Raw genomic sequence first — 20,727 nt, 5'->3', positions numbered from 1 at the left:
AACACCTCAAATACTATATTATCAATATATTACATAATATTCCATTCCTATTTATTACATTTTTTTGAATTTAATATAAAAATTTAATTGTGATTTATCCTAGTAGATTAGTTTCTACTATTACAAACTAGGTAAGATGTGGTAAAACTAGAGAAGAACGGAGGAGAATGAGATGCATTCCATGATTGTAAGCAAGATTGAAAGTCAGTTAAGCAGCTTTACGCAGGCAGAGAAAAAAGTAGCAAGCTATATTGTGAATCATGCCGAATTAATTCCAACTATGACAACAAAACAAATCTCCAAACAATCGGGGGCAAGCGAAGCGAGTGTCGTTCGGTTTTGTAAATCAATTGGGATGAGTAGCTTTCAGGCATTTAAGTTGGCACTAGTTCGGGATTTAACCCGCTCAGATATGAATATGAGCGACTTCTCCATCATTAAAAAGCAGGATGAGCCATATGAATTGTTTCAAAAAGTCCAGTATCACAATAAGACTGCGATTGAGGAAATATCAACTTCTCTCGATAAACGGGAATTAGAAAAAGCCATAGAGGCCATTTTACTAACGAAAAGCGTCGTTTTTTATGGTGTAGGTGGTTCTTCAGTGGTGTCTTTGGATGGTTGTCATAAGTTTAGAAAAATCGGCTATTATTCTGAGATGACCACCGATTTTCATATGATGCTTCCAGTAGTGTCCAATATGAAAAAAGGGGAAGTATTGATTGCCATTTCCGTAAGTGGTAATACAAAAGAGGTACTGGAAATCGTACGTTTTGCAAAAAAGAAACAAGTAACCGTTATCGCTATTACCAATTTAACGAAGTCTCTTTTGTATAAAGAAGCTGATATTAAACTATGTACGCCAAACATTGAACAGGATTTTCGTGTAGGTAGTTTTGCTTCCAGAATCATGCATTTAACGATTGTGGATGCCTTATATGTCAGCGTGTTTAATCAAATAGGAGAAACGGTAATTGAGCACTTTAATGAAATTCGTGAAGAGGTATTAAAGTCTAGCAGGTAGGAAGGGAGACTAGATGCGCGGATGCTTGCCTTTATGCTGCATCCTTGCTCTTTTGCCTACCTATTTTTTTGTTCAATAATGAAATGTTGATTCATAAATTAAATAAAATAATTGACGTTTTATTTCAAAGTGGTAAAATGAAAGCGGAAACAAAATAGGAGTAGAAGGTGAGCGCATGCTGGAGAAATTGGTAACAGAGACACGTAATAATAGAACGATGAATTTGGACCAGATGACGATCCTAAACGTATTGAAAATCATGAATGAAGAAGATCAAAAGGTACCACTCGCCATTGCAGCTGAACTGGAACAGATCGAAAGAGCCATTCAGCTAGTGATCCGATCCTTTAAACAAGGTGGGCGACTCATTTATATAGGGGCTGGTACCAGCGGGCGATTAGGAATCCTAGATGCAGTGGAATGCCCTCCTACTTTTGGTACTGATTTTGAGATGGTACAAGGAGTGATTGCCGGGGGAAAAGAGGCTTTTGTTGTTGCGGTGGAAGGTGCCGAGGATAATGCTGAGCTTGCTAAAAATGATTTGCAAGCCATTGGATTAACTGACAAAGACACCGTTATTGGGATTGCTGCCAGCGGACGTACACCTTATGTTATCGGCGCTCTTCAGTACGCGAGCAGTGTAGGAGCCAGCACGGCCAGCCTCGCTTGCAATAAGGGTGCGGAGATTAGTCATTTTGCTCATGTAGCAATCGAGGTAGTTCCGGGTCCTGAAATCTTGACTGGTTCCACCCGACTAAAGGCGGGTACAGCACAGAAGCTCGTGTTAAATATGATCTCTACCTGTTCAATGATTGGCGTTGGCAAAGTGTATAAAAACCTGATGGTAGATGTTCAGCCAACCAATCTAAAGCTGGTGGAACGTTCCAAACGGATTATTATGCAGGCTACAGAGGTTAGTTACGAGCAAGCTACTGAATTCTATGAAAAGGCTAACAAGAATGTAAAAGCAGCAATCGTGATGATTTTAGCTGGATGTGAGTATGAAGAAGCGCTAGAGCGCTTGCAAAAGTATGAAGGATTTGTCCAGCATGCCCTACAGCAACCGTCAGAATAGTGACGCAAGTAGAAATACAACCATTATAAACAAATCGATTCGACAACATGCATAGTGGGGTGTAACACTAAAGGCAGGTACTAAGCAGCTATCGAAAAGTATTCCGATATCATCAGGTTTGTATATAAACCTAACTGCTGGTATCCAAGGGCTTCCCCCGCTCTTGTAGCAAGTGCTTTATCCATCAAAGGTTACAAAAAACTTTCATACATGCAAAAGGAGGAATCATAATGAAGGTATTATTCGTATGTTCCGCAGGGATGTCCAGTGCTATTGTGGTAAACGCTCTTAAAAAAGAGGCAGATAAGCATGGAGTAGAGATGGAAGTGAAGGCTGTCAGTACACAAGAATTTGCTGAGGAAGTGAAAAATGGCTGGAATGTAGCCATGGTAGCTCCTCAGGTACGTCACCGTTTTGATCAGTTAAAACAAGAGGCGGATGTAGCGGGAGTGCCGTGCGAACTGATTCCACCTCAAGGCTACACACCACTTGGTGGAGCAATATTATTTAAAAAAGTACAAGAAGTAGCAAAGTAATCAGACACCTAGAACATTTCTTGTAAAGAGGATGTACGCAGGAGTAAAGGGGGAAGTAAGACATGGACGCTTTTGTGCAATTTCTAGATAAACACTTGTCAGGTCCTATTGCTCGTATCGCTGAACAACGACATTTACGTGCAATCCGCGACGGGGTTATCTCCGCTTTACCGTTTATTATCGTAGGTAGTTTCTTCTTAATCATCGCTTTTCCACCGTTGCCACAAGATTGGGCAATTACCATGTGGGCAAAAGAGAATGCAGGTCAAATTCTAATTCCATATCGTTTGACGATGTTTATCATGTCGCTCTACATTTCATTTGGGATTGGGCATAATCTAGCGAAGAGCTATAATCTTGATCCGTTGGCCGGTTCACAATTAGCAATCATGGCATTTCTAATGACGATTGCGCCTAAAGTGATGGATGGTGTAGGTTTTGTTCTTCCTATGACCAATCTGGGCGGACACGGCTTGTTCGTAGCGATGCTAGCTTCTATTTTTGCCGTAGAGGTGTTGCGTTTCTGTAAACAGCGGAATTTAATGATAAAACTTCCAGATCAGGTACCACCTTCCTTGCTACGTTCCTTTGAAGCCTTGATTCCAGTAGCAATAGTACTTCTGGTCATGACAATCATTACTGTTGTCTTCAAAATTGATTTACATGGACTTGTTGATAAAATTATTGCACCGTTAGTTAAAGCAGGAGATAGCTTACCAGGTATTTTAATCCCAGTCATTTTAATTACTTTCTTCTGGGCATTTGGTATCCATGGGGTTTCCATTGTAGGTACGATTGCCCGTCCACTATGGGAAGTGTATTTGGCCAAAAATGCTGAGGCCGTTGCCGCAGGTCAAGCGATTCCGCACGTGGCACCTGAAACATTTTTTCAATGGTTTGTCTGGGTTGGGGGATCTGGTGCGACACTTGGTCTCGTCCTGTGCATGCTGTTGTTTGCCAAATCAAACTATCACAAGACATTAGGGAAAACTGTCATTGTACCAGGGATCTTCAATATTAACGAACCAGTTATTTTCGGGATGCCAATTGTGTTAAATCCAGTGCTGATTATACCTTTCGTTATTGTTCCCGTTATTACAGCCTCCTTGTCGTATTATGCTACTGTGCTCGGGTTGGTGAATCCGACCTACATCATGGTACCGTGGACACTGCCAGCACCAATTGGAGCTTATCTGGCAACTGGTGGGGACTGGAGAGCCATTATACTGGTCGTAATTAATATCCTAATTTCATTCCTTGTCTACATTCCATTCTTTAAAATGTATGACAAAAAAGTAGTGGAACAAGAAAGAGAAGCTGAGGAAACAGCAACAATCTAAACATGATGTAAGATAAAGAGAGGGGGGACGTGGAGCAAAGGGAGCTTATGGCATTCTTTGTCCACGTCTCTTTTGTTTTAGTAGCATACATGAGGAATAAGTAACAAGGGTTGTACGACATATAGGGGAGGAATGGACAATGGAAGAGAGCAACAAGCTTATGAAATTTCGTTGGAAAAGCGCCTTTTTCTTTTTTACGTTTGTTGTGGGTTTAAATTTACTACTCACCCCGCTCCTGACGTGGTTGGGACTATCCCAACGAGCAAGTCTGTTTCTAGTAAATAGCTTGGCTGGAGGCGCAGGAGTTAGCATGGTCATGCTCTACTTTGAAGGCAAATATAAAAGTCGTAAGCAGGCCATCACATTTATCATCGGTTCATTGGTGGTTTGTACGGCGGCTAGTTATTATCTCGTTTACTTGTATTAAGCTTACTAATATTTCCTCAAAAGACTAGAAATCTACGAAAAGTATAGGAGAAATGGGACAGAGAGGGGAAACTAAGATGAATAAAAAAGGGATTAAAATTGTAACGATCGGTGGTGGCTCTAGCTATACTCCGGAGTTGGTGGAAGGTTTTATTAAGAGATATGCTGAAATGCCAATCCGTGAATTATGGCTGGTAGATATTGAAGAAGGACGAGAGAAGCTACACATTGTGGGTGAATTAGCCAAACGCATGGTCAAAAAAGCGCAAGTACCGATGGAGATTCATCTAACGTTGGATCGCAGGGAAGCTCTACGGGACGCTGATTATGTTACGACACAGATGCGGGTTGGATTACTGGAAGCGCGGATTAAGGATGAACGGATTCCATTAATGCATAACATGATTGGCCAGGAAACAAATGGAGCAGGTGGATTATTTAAAGGATTGCGTACGATCCCTGTGCTGTTACAAATCGCCGAGGATATGCAAGAGCTTTGTCCGAATGCGTGGCTAATTAACTTTACCAATCCGGCTGGTATGGTAACAGAAGCCTTATTGCGTTATGGTAAGCATTCTAAAGTCATTGGTATTTGTAACGTACCTATTACCACAAAGATGACGATAGCAAAGATGCTTGATATTGATGTAGGACGACTTCATATTGATTTTGCTGGACTTAATCATCTTGTATATGGACTTCGCGCTACTGTTGATGGAAAGGATGTAACCGAGCAGGTCTTGCACATGTTGGCTGACCCGAAAAAACAATTATCTATGCGTAATATCGCTCCAATGCCTTGGGAACCAGCTTTCTTGCAAGCATTAGGAGTGATCCCATGCCCATATCACCGTTACTACTATAAAACACAAGATATTTTAGCAGAGGAATTAAAAGCATTCGCATCAGGAACCACGCGAGCAGAGGTAGTAAAACGGTTGGAAGACGACCTATTTGAGCTATATCGGGATGAACATCTACAAATAAAACCTCCACAATTGGAAAAACGAGGTGGTGCGTATTATAGTGATGCCGCATGTAGCCTTATTTCCTCTTTGTATAATGGAACAAATGATATTCAGACATTAAATGTTAGAAACAATGGAACCATTCAGGGGATTCCTAATGATTCGGCTGTAGAAGTGAATTGTATCGTTACGAAGGAAGGCCCAAAACCAATCACAGTAGGCGAGTTACCTACAGCTATTAATGGACTTGTTCAACAGATTAAATCGTTTGAACGAGTAGGAGCAGAGGCGGCTGTGACTGGTTCCTATGAGAAAGCATTGTTGGCATTAACTATTAATCCTCTAGTGCCAAGTGATGAAAAAGCTAAGGCTGTTCTAGATGATTTGTTAGAGGCACATCGTGATTATCTGCCTCAATTTTATAAAGAGGAGCAAGCTTGATATGGCCTACGTGATCGGACTTATGTCAGGTACGTCTTTGGATGGCATTGATGTAGCCCTGGTCGATATTCAGGGAAAGGGTTATGACTCACAGGTTAAACTACTTGATTTCATGACACTTCCATTTGCTCAGTCTGTGCGCGAGGAGATTGTGGATAGCTTGTCACTTGATCGCTCGAACGTACAGTTAATTTGTAGTCTTAACTTTAAACTGGGAGAATTATTTGCTGATGCCGTAGAAGCCATTTGTAGGCGGAATCAGCTTGACTTTACCAGTGTTTCTGTCATTGGTTCCCATGGTCAGACAATCTATCATCAGCCCCAGTCAAATGGGCAGTATGTAGCATCCACTTTGCAGATCGGTGAACCTGCAATAATTGCCTATCGTACCAACACAACTGTTATTTCCAATTTTCGCACCATGGACATGGCTGCTGGAGGACAAGGAGCTCCTCTTGTACCTTACACTGAGCTGATCATGTACCGAGATCAGGAGAAGTCGCGGCTGTTGCAAAACATTGGTGGGATTGGTAATGTAACCGTCATTCCTAAAGCAGCTCAGTTACATGATGTGTATGCCTTTGACACAGGTCCAGGTAACATGATTATTGATGAGATATGTCGAGTATGCTTCGGTACAGCTTATGATAAGGATGGGGCATGGGCGGCTAAAGGAGTTGTGAATGAGGCGTTGCTTGAACAGTGTATGAACATCGATTATATGCAGCTAGCACCACCTAAATCTACAGGTAGAGAGCTATTTGGGAAGCAGTTTGTAGAGAGGATCATACGAGAAAATACCCATCTATCCCCATACGATTTACTTGCTACCATGACGATGTTTACAGCTAGCTCCATTGCTTATCATTACAAGAAATTTATCTTTCCCACATTACAGGTGGATGAGGTGATTATTGGAGGTGGCGGTAGCTATAATAAAACGCTACTCTCCATGTTACAACAACAGCTGGGGAATACGTGCAAAGTTATCACACAGGAAGATGTCGGATTGTCATCCGAGGCTAAGGAAGCAGTTGCATTTGCGTTGTTGGCCCATGAAACATTACACCGCCTGCCAAGCAATGTACCAACTGCAACAGGGGCCCGGGAACCTGTTATTTTGGGGAACGTAACGTATCCTCCGAGAAGCGTGTAAAGAATAGCAAGTAGGATATGAATAGGAGTGGATCAAGATGCAAAACGAAATGAACAACGAAATCAATAACAATGAAACAGCCATTTTCGAAATTATCGTCCACAGTGGAAATGCTCGTGGTCTTGCTTTTGAAGCCTTGTCAGCAGCCGAAGAGTATAACTTTGATCAAGCGGCTGAGTTGATGAAGCAGGCACAGGAAGAATTAACACTTGCTCACCACACACAAACAGAGTTAATTCAAGCTGAATTAAACGGAACACCTGCGGAGAAGACATTATTAATGATTCATGCACAAGACCATCTTATGACCTCAATGAGTGAGCAAAAGCTAATTGAGCATATGATTCGTATTTTACAAAAAGTAAAAGCAGAGACTTCAAAATAGACAAGGGAGGGTTTGGTATGCATCAGCTAGGTATCTCTATTTACCCTGAACATAGTACAGTCGAGAAGGACAAAGCGTATATCGCACTAGCCCATCGGTATGGTTTCACACGGATTTTTACTTGCCTATTGTCTGTTGAGGGTGATGCTGAGACAATCGTGCAGGAATTTAAAGAAACCATTGATTATGCTAATAGTCTAGGTATGCAAGTCATCGTAGATATAGCACCGCGTGTTTTTGGTAAACTGGGCATTTCCTATGATGATCTATCCTTTTTCCATCGTCTAGGTGCTTATGGCATTCGTCTTGATATGGGATTTACTGGTCATGAAGAAGCGATGATGACCTATAATCCATATGGGCTAAAAATTGAGTTAAATATGAGCAGTGGAACGAAATACATTGATAATATCATGACCTACCAGCCTCAAGTAGATAATATTTTGGGCTCACATAACTTTTATCCTCATCGGTATGCAGGTTTATCATTGAAGCATTTTGAAGCTTGTAGCAGACAATTTAAAGAAAAAGGAATTCGAACAGCGGCGTTTGTTACTTCGCAGGCAGCTACGTTTGGACCATGGCCCGTGACTGAGGGGCTTTGCTCACTGGAAATGCACCGTACGCTCCCTATCGGTACACAGGTTAAACACCTGTATTCAATGGGGCTGATTGACGATATCATTATCGCAAATGCTTATGCGTCAGAGTCTGAGCTGCGTGAAGTAAGTGAAGTGAATCCTAATAAATTAACATTTAGGGTCGAACTACATGAGAGTATTACATCTCTTGAGAAAAAGATTGTATTAGAAGAGCCACATTTTTATCGTGGGGACGTTTCCGATTACCTGATTCGTTCCACACAGTCTCGCGTGAAATATAAGCAAGAGGATTTCCCGCCATCAAACACACCACACATTCGCCGTGGAGATGTACTGGTGGAAAATAATCTATATGGACAGTACAAAGGAGAACTACAATTAGCTTTGCAGGATATGGAGAATTCAGGTAAAACAAATGTGGTTGGTCGTATTGCTGAAGAAGAAATTTTCTTGTTGGATCAATTACAGCCATGGGGTAAGTTTGCGTTTGTGGAAAAAGCGTAAATAAGGTGAGTGAAGAAATTGGCCTATATCATCGGAGTTGATGGCGGCGGAACGAAAACAATAGCAGTAGCCTACAATTTTCAAGGCACAGAGCTTGCTAGGGCAGAGAGCGGATACGGTAATGTCCTGGTGCATACAGAGACAGCTATCTCTCATATGATCCAAGCCATTGAACAATGCCAGAGTGCAATTGTTGATGATAGTGAATGTGTCTATTTATTTATGGGGCTAGCCGGAATTGAGGGCGGAACACATCGGGAAGTAGTAGAAACAAGTCTACAAGAGCGTTTTGGGATACCCCTCACGATCACAAATGATGCTAGAATTGCCCATGCGGCCTGCTTGCAAGGGAAAGACGGTATATTGACTATAGCAGGTACGGGGGCGGTAGCGCTTGGCGTGCACAAAGGTCAAAGCTTGATGACGGGAGGGTGGGGGCATCTACTAGGTGACGAAGGTAGTGGATATTGGATTGGAATTGAAGCTCTACGTCAGTTGATCCTAGAGGAAGAGTGTGGACTAGAATACAGTTCATTAGGCCAGGTGCTGGTCGAAAATTTGAAGATCCAAAAGGCAGCACAGATGAAAGGCTTTGTCTATTCTTCTTCAAAGGATAAAATCGCAGCCCTAACCCCATTAGTTGTAAGAGAAGCGGAAGCGGGTGAGCCGAATGCGCAACGAATTCTACGGATGGCAGGGAAATATTTGGCCCAAATGACGATTCGTTTGTATCATAAATCCAAGTTTGAAGCACCTGTTTCCATTGCTCTAAAGGGTAGTGTATTGACCAAGATTACCATTGTCCAAAAGGCGTTTTACAAAGAAGTAAAAAAATTGATACCAGACGCCGTATTTGTTATAGACGAGGTTTGTTCTTCTAAAGGGGCTTATTATTTGGCAATGCAAGCAATGAGTGAGCAGTGAGTAAGCAGTGAGCAAAACAGATAGAGCATCAGAGCAAAACGGCCACGTAGGATAGAACAAAATAAACAATCCAAAATCAAGTTTATCAGGAGTAGTAGAAAGGAATTTGTCCCTCTATCGCTCCTTTTTTATTTCCATTGTCCCATATTTCAGTTCTTATTCATTAGCTATATGTGAAAATACCCAAGAAATTAGCTGAAGATGTAACTTAAATAGTGTAATTTACCCACTAAAAATAGTATAATATAAAATTTTTGTAATATTATTGAAATTTTCAGAAAAATCTATCATAATAACGATATTGATAGATTTTACTCCTATCATGTAAGTCTAGTTATAAGGAGGGTGAATGATGAAAAAAGTAGTAAAAGTAGAACTCTCGGATAATAAGAATGTAAAGCAAATGAAAGATTTAATGTGGCGTGTAGTTGTTGATGTTTGTTTGTAATGTAGTACTTTTTTTAAAAAGTAAAAGTATCTTTCAACGTAAAGGAGAGTTTTTACTGTGAAAAAAGTTGTAAAAATTACGGTTAACAATGAAAAAGTAGCTGAACTTAAAGTGATGCATCATCCAATTATTACCATGGTTTGTAAAAAATAATGTTTAAGGCAAGAGCACGTATTGTATGACGCGTGCTCTTGTTTTCTTATTGGATGAAGGCATTTCTATCAATTTGAAGAAGGGATAGGATAAAATGAATTCCTTTCACATGATACAGCGTTATGAAGAACTGCGTCAGCTAGCACATCATACCGATCAATGGTTGGAGTCTAAAATAGGTTCGGACCTCTGGGTAGATGGAATTAATGTATTTTTAACGATCGAGCACGAAGATTTTGCAGAGGCTCTTGAACAGTTTCAACAACAATATACATATGAAGTAGAAGGTGTGACGAATTGCCTTAGACAGCTACAGCTGTATGCACGACGTTCGGTTACACAAGGTGAATTTGCGCTGTATCAGGCTTTGGCAGTGGGAATGACATGGTTATCTTTGCAGGAAGAAACGAATGGTCTACATTTTAATCTGCCTGTACAAATTACCAACCATTCTATTGCACTTTTATTAAGTCCAACCTACCTAGCCGTATGGGCAAATAGCTATAACGCTGGCATCGAGCTCTTTTTAGACATAGATTCCACATTACCTACCTTGTTCCGGCCCGAACACGGGAAAATTTATCAGAATGCAGGCTCCTACCTCCGTGGGGAAAATCTCAAATTTCCATTCCAAAATTATTTTCATGAGATTGCTCATATTCTCTTGTTTCACGATGTGTATCAAAGGGTACTGGGATCAGAGGCGGAATGTAGAAGCTATTGGACTCACATCGAGGGATGTATCTATGCATTAGAAGAACAGGTACTAAGTGAGCTAATGGAAGTACAGACAGACTTGCATATTATTGATGATGGATACGGAAATATGCAGGGCTTTGAAGATTTTGCTGCCTTCCGGATTCAGCTTTACCAAGGAAGTGAGGATTCTTCTTTAACAGGAGATACATTGCGGACCTATGTGAAGAGAGGAATGCAATTGGGGGAAGGGAATTCTCACATTCCAGATAATATCGTCAAACAAACGATTTTGTCTAATCATGAATTAGAGGAATGGGAACTGAAATCATTACATACACATTGTTTTTCTTTTGTGAAAGCTCTACAAGCTCATAGTGCTTGGGGGGTTAAAAGCTATGCAAGAAATACGTTACCTGCCTTCAGAGAAACGGTAGAGTTGCTACCTGCTCATGCGTATTGCATGAAAAAGCTGGAGGAATCACTTCAGAAAAAACCGTGGCCAGACGTGCAATCTCTCCTATCCAGTGAGCCGTTCCCACTTCTAGATTCGAAACAACGTAAACAGCATAAGCAACTATGGAAATGGAGAGAATTATTGTCACGTCTGGCGGAGATTCGTGGATATTTAGAACAGCGCTCTGATCAACTTCTAGAGCAAAATAATTACGAATTATCAGTGAGTTATACGAAAATTCAGCAGGCTCTTTTCCCTGTAGCAAAGCAAGTAGCAGGTTGGATAATGGAGCATGAAGGTAGTGCTGAATCAGAACAGCAGCACCAGCTTCGTTATGAGTCTGTTCAAAAGGAGATCAGCGAAATTCTTCAAGATGTTCAGGAAGAAGAGGGACAAAACCGTTTACTTTCCTTTTTACATGTACCATATTCATATGTTTTAGAACCGAATTGAGAGAAGGGTAGCTATAGAAAGTCTGATTCTCTTATACGAGAGTCAGATTTTTTGCTGTTTTTCCTATGACATCGATTTGGTTTTAACGGACTACAAATAAGGGTATAGAGAATGTGAGGGGGAATGAAGATGGAATGGGAGTTACTCCTACGTTTATTTGTTGGTGGTTTATGTGGAGCGCTTATTGGATTTGAGCGTAAAAGTAGACAGAAAGCTGCGGGATTGCGTACCCATTTCCTAGTAGCGGTGGGCAGTTCATTGATCATGATTGTTTCTAAATATGCTTTTTTTGATGTTTTAGGGGATTCTGTCAAACTAGATCCAAGTCGTATTGCTGCCAATGTGGTGAGTGGGATTGGCTTTCTTGGAGCTGGGACGATCTTAGTACAAAAACAGTCTATTCGTGGCTTAACAACAGCAGCTGGTTTGTGGGCTACAGCGGGTATTGGACTTGCTATCGGTTCAGGTATGTATGGCATCGGGTTTTGTGCCACGATTCTGGTGTTGATTGGGTTGGAAATCCTAGATCGTAGCTTACAATTGCTATTTCCCAAAACGATGCACCTAGTTGTTCATTTGCAGGAACAAAACCACGTACGGGATGTTATTGATAAATTGGCCAATAAAGGAGTTACAATTACGACCTATCAAGTTGAAATGCCCAATGAACAAGAGGACACAAAAACAATTCTAGATTTGCAGATTCAGGCACAGATCTCTACAGAAATAAATCACATGCTGCTAGAAATTCAAGATATGAGTGGGGTTACATTTGTACGTATGGATAAATAATCCGATGAATAGAAAAATGCCCGCCAATCTGCATGTTTTAGGCGGGCAAATACTTGCGGATATCAGACTATCCATGATTTAGTTTACTTGGTTATTCGTATTTTCTCAAACGTAATAATTGGGTTTTTTGAGAAAGTTATCATAATTCTTTTATAGATATCCTCACAAGGAGATGGAATAGGAAGCAATACCGAAAAAAATATAATAGCAAAAAATTGATAATGAAAAAAGGCTCGAAATTAGAGGAAAATGTCGAACGATAAAGAAAAAAGTTTAGAGTAAAAAGAAAAACAAAAGGTAATTTTCAGAAAATATAAATAAGATTTCATATTATTCCTGCTTCAAGATGATTTAAGTTTAGACATTACTAAAATATCTCTTGCATAAAATTTGGAAATAAATACATAAGATAGGGATTATACACTTGTAAATAACAGGTGCGATGAGACGGACAGGGAGTGGCTGTTAGTTTATCGCACAAATTTATCTTTAAATGTAAAGTATTTACAGTGTTTTACTTATGCTGTCGCTTTATTGGAGTTTTTGTCGAAGCACTTTCTTTTCTAACGATTTCATTGCACAATAAAAATAACTTTATAGCCCTTTAGGGTGAAGGTGGCGTGGAAATGGGCGAGCACATGATATTATTAGGGAAGCGTCATTTTCTTAATGCACAACAGCAGAATATTCGAGTAAAAGGTTGGAGATTCTGTTTGCCTGCAGGTTGTCGATTTATAGCAACGAGGGATGGCTATCCAGAAAATGACCATGCTATCAGTTTGTTTAAGAAATCAGAAAAAATAGCACAAATGATCTTGCGTAGATCTGATGGAGAATTTCAATTTATTATGGAAGCAGTATCTAGTGATTATGCAGTAGAAATAATTGGGTTATCAAAAACAGTTGTTTTTCAGGAAAAGTAGGTATAATAGGCTCAATTTAACATAGGCACCCCTCATCGGGTGTCTTTCTTTTATCGGTTTTTAAGCAGATAGGAATAAATTTATGATGGTATTCATAGGCTTTAATTTATCAGGCTTTCCTTGCCTACAAATTTTTCAGATTTATCCACAAAACAATCTAATCAAGGAAGTTTTCTTTACCAGGAAGCTGTCTTGGTGTAACGTAGAGATAAGAGTTGCGTGTGAGAAATGGCTAGAGGAGGAGTAGCATGAATACATTGCAAATTGGTGATTGTAAACTAACGTGGATGAAGGGTGGAATGACCCAGTTAGACGGAGGAGCGATGTTTGGAGTTGTTCCAAAGGCTTTGTGGAGTAAACGCTACCCTTCTAATGAACTCAATCAAATTCCGCTACGTTCCGACCCTATTCTTGTACAAGTTCACGGAAAAAATATATTGATCGAATCGGGAATGGGTACAAATCGCTTAAATGACAAACAGAAACGTAACTTTGGTTTGATTGAGGAATCGGAATTATCAGAATCTCTTCAGGCAGTCGGCTTACTTTTTGAAGACATTGATATGGTTCTGATGACTCACATGCATTATGATCATGCAAACGGATTAGTAAGTGTTGCAGAAGATGGTAGTCTCTATTCTACTTTTCCTAATGCCACTATTTATATCAACGAAATTGAATGGAATGAATTACGTTCTCCTAATATCAGATCTCGAAACACGTATTGGGAAGATAATTGGCGCCCCATCGAGAAACAAGTGTGCATATATGCCGACCAAAAAGAGATTGTGCCAGAAATAAAAATGGTACATACAGGCGGTCACAGTGATGGACATGCTATCATTTTGTTTGAAAGTAAAGGTGAGAAAGCTTGTCATATGGCGGATATTATGCCTACACATGCACACCAGAACCCACTCTGGGTTATGGCTTATGATGATTATCCAATGACGTCTATCTATGCAAAGGAAAAATGGTTGAAGGAAATGATAGCCCAACAGGCGTGGTTTACTTTTTACCATGATGCCAAGTATCGAGCAGTGAAATGGAATGAACAAGGTCAGATGCTTCAGTCCATACCAATTAACCATCACTAAGGTGTTTTTCACTCTAAAGGGATAAAAATTAAGTTTCTAAAAGGAAGAATGGCGGTGAAACAACATGCAATTGCATCGTGCGCAAAGAGTGTGGTATTGGCTTGACTTTATGCTGGTACTGATTACTCTGTCTCCCATTATTGCGGCGATCGGTTTTTACACCCAAATGCCCGATAAGCTATTAGTAGCGACGAGGATTGGGGAAAAGACCGGATACTATCAGGATAAACTGCTGTTTCTCCTTATTTTTAGTCTTGTCCAAATCGTAGCACCCATTTTGTTACGAGCATTTATTACGATCTCTCGCCAACGAGAACGGCAGACGAAACAGATGGAGATTTGCTTTGATTTATTACGAATAGCTCAAGCAGTAGTATTTAGTACGATGTATTGTTTATTGATATTGCAAAATTTACTTATTCCTATAGGCATGGAAATGTATATCATGATTCTAGTAGGTATTATTTTGTTAGTTTATGGATATTTATTGCCGTGGATATCGTATTTACATCCGTTGGGTATGCGTACGTCCTGGACCAAAACTGAACAAGAGGTCTGGGTTAATACTCATCGTAAGTTGTCCGTATTCTGGATGCTGACAGGTGTAGTCTATCTGCTATGTCCGTATTTACCAGGATGGCTGGGCTTGGTGTTAATCATCTCTTCCGTGTGTCTAACGATTCTATCTACTTATATTTACTCCTACTTATATTTCCGCCGTGGGAAAGGAAAACAGAACAAGCCATCCCTAGAAGCCTAGGCTTCGAAGGGGATGGTTTTTTACATGTCCTTTTTGATGCAATCATGATTTTCGTGTATCTAAAGACAAACGAACAAGGGAAGCCGCTTGAACTAAACCGCCGCCAAATCCGTATAGGATAGCTGTGTCGTCTTGTTTAATTTGTTGGGTAGATAAAGCCATATCTAAAGCAAGGGGGATGGTAGCACAGGAAGTATTTCCGAAATATTCCAGGCTGTGTAGTGTTCGCTCTAATGGAAATCCACTTTTTTCGCAAATCGATTCAATCATTCGTAAGTTAGCACTGTGTGGCACGAACCAATCTACATCTAACAAGGAAAAATTGCTTTCCGCTACCAGTTGGTTCATTCCTTGAGGTAATTGCGAGACCACCCACTTATATAATTCCCGTCCATTTTGATAGATATTTCCCTTCCCAAGAAGTTCTACATCTCCCATTTGTTTAGAAAGACCTGAACGATATAAATGAATCCCGCCATTACCATTGCTACTAATGAAGGAATGAAGGAAGCTAGGGTTCTGTTCATCACGTTCTACAAGTGCTGCACCTGCGCCATCTCCAAACAAAACACAGGTATTACGGTCGGAATAGTCAGTTACTTTTGATAACGTCTCGCCGGCTACTACAAGAATTTTTTTATGTAGGCCACTACTTATAAGGGAATTTGCCATGTGTAATCCATAGACAAAGCCAGCGCATGTTGCATTTAGATCAAGTGCTCCAGCTGAACGAATTGATAGCTTAGCCTGTAACTGACTAGCTACACTGGGAAAAGCATAGTCTGGGGTGGAGGTACATACAAGAATGAAATCAACATCTTCTACTTCTTTATCATACGCTTGCTGCAAGTGCTGAACGGCTCGTAGACAAAGATCACTTGTAAATTGGTTGGGTTCAGCTATGCGTCGCTCTCGCATGCCAGTTCTTCTAACAATCCATTCATCGCTAGTTTCTACTAATTTTTCTAGATCAAAATTAGTGAGTCGCTTGTCTGGAACGTAAGAGCCTATAGCGGTGATACGGGCTTTAGAGGACAAAGCATGCGGACCAAAATGTTGTGAAGAAGAGTTTGTAAAAGTATTCGAGTAAGCAGACATCGGTAAGACCCCATTTCTTACTTAATTGAAAATGAATTATTTTATTATCTGGTATTAGTATCAGGTACTAATAATGAAAAGTCAATAGTTTATCCCCATTACATTTTTAGATAATCCTAATCAAATTTTTCATATGGAAGAATAGGTAGCTGTCATTGACTTTTCATTTGAATATTTCTACAATTTGGGTTATCTGAAAAAGATAAAAATAGATAAAGGGGAGTAAAGAGATGAACAGACTACGAGCATACTGGCAAGAATTTCACCCTATAATACACTCCTTACTTATCGGGACGATTTTTGTACGAGCGGCTAGTTCTATGAGCATGCCATTTTTGGCCATTCATTTATCAAAGACAACGGATCTGAGTCCAGTCATGATTGGTATTACAATTGGGGCTGGACCTCTGGCATCTACAGTGGGCGGATTTATTGCAGGAACGTTATCTGATTTGTTTGGACGAAGGAGAATTATGCTGTGGGCTTTGTATACCTGGATACTTGTTTTTTTAGGATTTGCGATCGGAAAAAGCGCAATCTTTTTTATTTTACTTAACATTTTGGCGGGATTTTGCCGCTCATTTTACGAACCTGTATCGCAAGCACTTATGGCTGACTTAACAGAACCAGAGCGACGCTTTCGAGTTTTTTCCATGCGATATCTGGCCATTAACATCGGTGTCTCTGTAGGTCCTTTGCTTGGGGCTTATTTAGCCTTATTAGGAGGGGGCCTTCCGTTTATCGTAACGGCGATTATATATTTGCTCTATGTCATAAGCCTACAATATTTGTTGAATAAATTTGGTATCAAACAAATTGAAGGTCAAAAGAAAGAAAAGGTTACATTTGCCTCGGCTTGGAAGGTAGTACGTCAAGATGTCGCTTTGCGCTATTTTATTGTCGGTGGCATCCTAGTGTCAGTGGGCTATTCACAAATGACTGTGACCTTGTCTCAATTCGTTCAGGGAATGTTCATTGACGGAGCCATCCTATTTTCATATCTCATGAGCTTAAATGCAATAGTGGTGGTTGCTTTTCAGCTTCCGCTATCCAGATGGGCCGAAAAAAAGACCCCGTTGTTTAGTCTTGTAACTGGAACGATCATGTATGCCATGGGGTTGTTAGGCTTCGGAATTTCATCCAATTGGTGGGCGTTTATGATTTCGATGTGTGTCTTTACCATTGGGGAGATCTTAACCTTCCCTGCTTCCACGGTTTTCATTGATTATTTAGCACCTGATGGTATGCGCGGGACCTATTTTGGCGCCCAAAGCTTTCATAATCTAGGGCAATTTTTAGGGCCGGTGCTAGGGGGATATTTACTCGGAGTATATAATGGAACGGTTATGTTTACGATCATTGCCTGTATAACACTTTTTAGTATTCTGTTTTATACCCAGGGACGTAATTGTTATACTTCTCGTACAGGTGAGCCCATGACGATGATTCGGTAGGAAAATGAGTAACAGATAAAAAAACTGTCGGGAAGCATAAGTCCTCGACAGTTTTTTGTGTAAGTGGGTAATACGAAATCGAATTATTTTACTGCCTGCATAATTCGATTTGCTATACGTTCATATCCAGCATGATTAGGATGGAAATGGTCCGTGTATAAATAGGCTTTCTCCTTGTTCCAAAATAGGTCATAGGACGGTATTACTAACACGTTATGATAACGTGCTGAGATGGTAGCCGCTTCATTATTCCATTCCTGTACATGGGTACTTGATTCTTGTTTGAACTCTGTATCGCCAAATGGATTATAGAGAGAGGTGTAAAAAATAGGTGCTTCTGGATTTATAGATCGAATTTGTTTTACAATGGCTTCATAGTTGATAGTAAGTTGGGTTGAAGCATCCAATAGTTTTTCAAGATCAAATTCAAATATACCACCGCTTTGGCGAAACAAATCATTCCCCCCAATCGTAAACAATATGAGGTTGGCCTCGGAAATCAGGCGTTTGACATTTGTTTGTTTCAGTTGGTTTACTAAATCTCCTGATTCACTGCCACTAATGGCTAGATTGCTTAACTGAACGCTTTGATTACGCTCTTTTTCAGCTCTTTGTTTAAAAATCCCAATATAGCCTAATCCGCTTGAATCTCCTAGCCCACGTGTTAAGGAGTCACCCAACGCTACCATTTTTAATGTGCCTGTAGTGGGCAAGATAGCAGGAGGAGGAGTTTCTGATGTTTGGTCTTGTTTGGGGGTCTGAAGCTCAGATGTGCTTTTGTCAGCTAAATGCACTGGCGTAAAAGCAAAGCAGAAGCCAACTAATAGAGCAAAAAAGGATAAGCAAGCCAGTAGCAGCAACCATTTGGTTAACGGATGATGTTTAGATCTGAGCACAGAGAACCTCCTTATCATAGAGCATGTCCATGTCATGTCTTGTTACATTGTACTTCTATTGTACCATTCTGGTCTGTGATCAAACCAGAGAGGTTCATGTGGAAGAAAAGGCATGGGGAATCAGTCTTTGTGAAAGAATAAGAAATCCTATGTTAACGAATTTACAGATAGAAAGGTGGGAGACATGTGGCAGACAAAGTTCTTTCTGTTGCTCGTTTACAAAAATCAATTAGGAAAAAACGACTGATTCATGATATTACATTTGATGTGCGGGCAGGGGAGGTATTTGGTTTTCTTGGACCCAATGGAGCTGGAAAAACCACCACGATTCGTATGTTGGTCGGGCTTACCAGACCTGATGCAGGAGAGATAAAAATTGGTGGCTACTCTTTGCAAAACAATTTTTTGAAGGCGATTGATCAGGTGGGATGTATTGTCGAGAATCCTGAATTGTATCCCTTTCTAACAGGGCAGGAGAACTTAGAAATGCTTGCTCGAATGAGTAAAAAGGTAAGCTTTGAGAGAATTCGTGAAGTAGTAGAACTGGTGGAGCTGACGGGAGCGATTCATGAACGAGTAAAAACTTATTCGCTTGGTATGCGTCAGCGTTTGGGAATTGCACAAGCGTTGCTACATCGTCCCCGCTTACTCATTTTAGATGAGCCTACCAACGGATTAGATCCGGCTGGTATTCGTGAATTGCGGCAATTCATACGTCGTCTGGCGCTAGAAGAAAGAATCGGTGTCTTTATTTCCAGTCATATGCTAAGTGAGATTGAGCTCATGTGTGACCGTGTAGCTATTATTAATAAGGGACGAGTTATTTCAATTGGTCAAGTCAAAGAATTAATGGAGCAATTCGCTGATCAGGTTAATTGGAAATTTATAGATGATAATTTACCGAAGGCTGTTGAGTTGATGCAGGCAAGTCCACATGTATATGAACTTATGGCGTTGTCAGATGGCAGAGTGAAGTGTCGAATGGATACGGATAAAATAGCTGAAGTTAACCGTGCCCTCATCCTGGCAGGAGTACATGTTACTGGCATTGAAGAAAAGGCTGTTACATTGGAAGATCTCTTCCTTACACTAACTCAAGATAAATCACTAGATGAGGAGGGGAAGCATGCTTGATCTGGTGTATAATGAAAGCTTAAAGCTAGTCAAACGTAAGCGCTTCTATGTAGTCGTCCTCATTTTGCTTATTCTGATTCCGCTATTTACATATGCGCAATATCAATCAGTAGAGGTGGCTAGAGCGCAAATTGGTACAGATGACTGGCGTACCATTCTGCAACAAAAGATTGTAGATACCCAAAATAGATTGGCTTCCAGTCGTATTCCCCCCGAATGGAGAGATTTTCTAAAAACTCAATTAGAGCTACAACAATATTATCTGGATCATGATATCGATCCTTCAGCACCAGGAGCAGTTACGTTTGCACGTGGATTCATGGATCAGTCTGTTGGGCTGTTTCTACCCATGATTATTGTAATTTTAGCAGTTGATCTCGTGTCTTCAGAATTTAGTGAAGGAACAATTAAACTGTTGCTGACAAGGCCAGTCAAACGTTGGAAAATCCTTACGAGTAAATATATTACACTTCTATTGTTCACCTCGCTGACCTTGTTGTTATCTTTGGTACTAGCGTATGCTATTTCAGGGGTTGTCTTTGGCTATGGAGGATGGACGATGCCTGTTTTAACAGGTTTTAAGGCGACAGGAGAAGTTTTACAAACCTCACAGGTATTCGTATTAGATCAATGGAAATATATTTTGATGCAATATGGATTAGGTTGGTTCGTTTGTGTCGTGGTTGGTACAATATCGTTGATGATCTCTGTATTGGTGAGAAGTACAGCGGCTGGTATGGGTATTATGATGGCTGCTCTCATTAGTGGAGCTATTTTGACCCAAATGGCCTCTACGTGGGAACAAGCTAAGTATTTATTTAATGTAAATTTACAGCTTACGACCTATCTAGCGGGAAGTTTGCCACCGATTAAAGGGATGAGTCTCCCTTTTTCCCTTGGAGTATTATCTATTTGGGGAGTCGTTTCTTTAGTGATTGCCTATGTAGTGTTTACTAGACAAGATGTTACATAATGAAGATATAAC

General features: G+C 40.4%; 20 protein-coding genes. 18 read left to right on the top strand and 2 right to left on the bottom strand.

Annotation, left to right across the window (positions count from 1 at the left end; translation table 11 throughout):
• The first annotated feature begins 172 nt into the window (after positions 1-172).
• The 15 genes from ACQV1I_RS20150 (at position 173) to ACQV1I_RS20080 (ending at position 15,160) form a co-directional block, all read left to right on the top strand.
• A complete protein-coding gene (locus tag ACQV1I_RS20150; RefSeq protein WP_094701103.1) occupies positions 173-1,024 on the top strand; it encodes a MurR/RpiR family transcriptional regulator in 852 nt (283 codons plus the stop codon).
• Positions 1,025-1,199: 175 nt separating this feature from the next.
• Positions 1,200-2,099, top strand: coding sequence for an N-acetylmuramic acid 6-phosphate etherase (gene murQ, locus ACQV1I_RS20145; protein WP_094701104.1), 900 nt, complete (start codon positions 1,200-1,202; stop codon positions 2,097-2,099).
• A gap of 230 nt (positions 2,100-2,329) precedes the next feature.
• Positions 2,330-2,635, top strand: a complete 306-nt coding sequence (locus tag ACQV1I_RS20140; protein WP_094701105.1) for a PTS sugar transporter subunit IIB — start codon at positions 2,330-2,332, stop codon at positions 2,633-2,635.
• A gap of 62 nt (positions 2,636-2,697) precedes the next feature.
• The gene (locus tag ACQV1I_RS20135; RefSeq protein ID WP_094701106.1) at positions 2,698-3,975 is read left to right on the top strand and encodes a PTS sugar transporter subunit IIC; all 1,278 of its coding nucleotides are present in this window, start codon (positions 2,698-2,700) and stop codon (positions 3,973-3,975) included.
• A 139-nt stretch (positions 3,976-4,114) separates the two neighbouring features.
• Entirely contained in the window at positions 4,115-4,402 is a 288-nt protein-coding gene (locus tag ACQV1I_RS20130) for a hypothetical protein (protein ID WP_104033695.1), read from the top strand.
• A 76-nt stretch (positions 4,403-4,478) separates the two neighbouring features.
• Positions 4,479-5,810: a 6-phospho-beta-glucosidase gene (locus ACQV1I_RS20125; RefSeq protein WP_116334247.1), complete on the top strand. Its 1,332-nt coding sequence runs from the start codon at positions 4,479-4,481 to the stop codon at positions 5,808-5,810.
• Position 5,811: 1 nt separating this feature from the next.
• The gene (gene anmK, locus ACQV1I_RS20120) at positions 5,812-6,966 is read left to right on the top strand and encodes an anhydro-N-acetylmuramic acid kinase AnmK (RefSeq protein WP_104149757.1); all 1,155 of its coding nucleotides are present in this window, start codon (positions 5,812-5,814) and stop codon (positions 6,964-6,966) included.
• A gap of 49 nt (positions 6,967-7,015) precedes the next feature.
• Positions 7,016-7,351: a PTS lactose/cellobiose transporter subunit IIA gene (locus tag ACQV1I_RS20115; RefSeq protein WP_026315292.1), complete on the top strand. Its 336-nt coding sequence runs from the start codon at positions 7,016-7,018 to the stop codon at positions 7,349-7,351.
• Between the two features lie 17 nt (positions 7,352-7,368).
• The gene (locus tag ACQV1I_RS20110) at positions 7,369-8,457 is read left to right on the top strand and encodes a DUF871 domain-containing protein (RefSeq protein ID WP_116334246.1); all 1,089 of its coding nucleotides are present in this window, start codon (positions 7,369-7,371) and stop codon (positions 8,455-8,457) included.
• A gap of 9 nt (positions 8,458-8,466) precedes the next feature.
• A complete protein-coding gene (locus ACQV1I_RS20105) occupies positions 8,467-9,381 on the top strand; it encodes a BadF/BadG/BcrA/BcrD ATPase family protein (protein WP_236645802.1) in 915 nt (304 codons plus the stop codon).
• A 695-nt stretch (positions 9,382-10,076) separates the two neighbouring features.
• Positions 10,077-11,588: a hypothetical protein gene (locus tag ACQV1I_RS20100; RefSeq protein ID WP_116334245.1), complete on the top strand. Its 1,512-nt coding sequence runs from the start codon at positions 10,077-10,079 to the stop codon at positions 11,586-11,588.
• A gap of 123 nt (positions 11,589-11,711) precedes the next feature.
• Positions 11,712-12,380 (top strand): MgtC/SapB family protein, encoded by a 669-nt coding sequence (locus ACQV1I_RS20095; protein WP_026315291.1) that lies wholly within the window; start codon positions 11,712-11,714, stop codon positions 12,378-12,380.
• Positions 12,381-13,006: 626 nt separating this feature from the next.
• Positions 13,007-13,303, top strand: a complete 297-nt coding sequence (locus ACQV1I_RS20090; protein WP_018673169.1) for a hypothetical protein — start codon at positions 13,007-13,009, stop codon at positions 13,301-13,303.
• 248 nt (positions 13,304-13,551) lie between these two features.
• The gene (locus ACQV1I_RS20085) at positions 13,552-14,400 is read left to right on the top strand and encodes a YtnP family quorum-quenching lactonase (RefSeq protein ID WP_116334244.1); all 849 of its coding nucleotides are present in this window, start codon (positions 13,552-13,554) and stop codon (positions 14,398-14,400) included.
• Positions 14,401-14,464: 64 nt separating this feature from the next.
• A complete protein-coding gene (locus tag ACQV1I_RS20080; RefSeq protein ID WP_018673166.1) occupies positions 14,465-15,160 on the top strand; it encodes an SdpI family protein in 696 nt (231 codons plus the stop codon).
• Positions 15,161-15,202: 42 nt separating this feature from the next.
• Here ACQV1I_RS20080 and ACQV1I_RS20075 read toward each other — a convergent pair whose 3' ends face one another.
• Positions 15,203-16,258 (bottom strand): ketoacyl-ACP synthase III, encoded by a 1,056-nt coding sequence (locus ACQV1I_RS20075; protein WP_094701114.1) that lies wholly within the window; start codon positions 16,256-16,258, stop codon positions 15,203-15,205.
• Positions 16,259-16,488: 230 nt separating this feature from the next.
• Here ACQV1I_RS20075 and ACQV1I_RS20070 point away from each other — a divergent pair, with 230 nt between their 5' ends.
• Complete coding sequence (locus ACQV1I_RS20070) at positions 16,489-17,712, top strand: MDR family MFS transporter (RefSeq protein ID WP_116334243.1); 1,224 nt, start codon at positions 16,489-16,491, stop codon at positions 17,710-17,712.
• Between the two features lie 83 nt (positions 17,713-17,795).
• Here the strand turns inward: ACQV1I_RS20070 and ACQV1I_RS20065 are convergent, their stop codons facing one another.
• Entirely contained in the window at positions 17,796-18,608 is an 813-nt protein-coding gene (locus ACQV1I_RS20065) for a GDSL-type esterase/lipase family protein (RefSeq protein ID WP_116334242.1), read from the bottom strand.
• Between the two features lie 186 nt (positions 18,609-18,794).
• On the opposite strand from ACQV1I_RS20065, the gene ACQV1I_RS20060 reads away from it, so the two are divergent.
• Positions 18,795-19,742, top strand: a complete 948-nt coding sequence (locus ACQV1I_RS20060; protein ID WP_116334241.1) for an ABC transporter ATP-binding protein — start codon at positions 18,795-18,797, stop codon at positions 19,740-19,742.
• Positions 19,735-20,715 carry an ABC transporter permease gene (locus ACQV1I_RS20055; RefSeq protein WP_094701117.1) on the top strand — a complete coding sequence of 327 codons (981 nt, stop codon included), beginning with the start codon at positions 19,735-19,737 and terminating at the stop codon, positions 20,713-20,715. The genes ACQV1I_RS20060 and ACQV1I_RS20055 overlap by 8 nt, the downstream gene beginning before the upstream one ends.
• The last annotated feature ends 12 nt before the right edge of the window (positions 20,716-20,727 follow it).

It is taken from the genome of Brevibacillus sp. JB24b, from assembly GCF_051713385.1.
GTDB lineage: Bacteria > Bacillota > Bacilli > Brevibacillales > Brevibacillaceae > Brevibacillus_B > Brevibacillus_B laterosporus.
The sequence above is the reverse complement of the archived record's forward strand: the minus strand, read 5'-3'. Positions and strand labels throughout refer to the sequence as shown.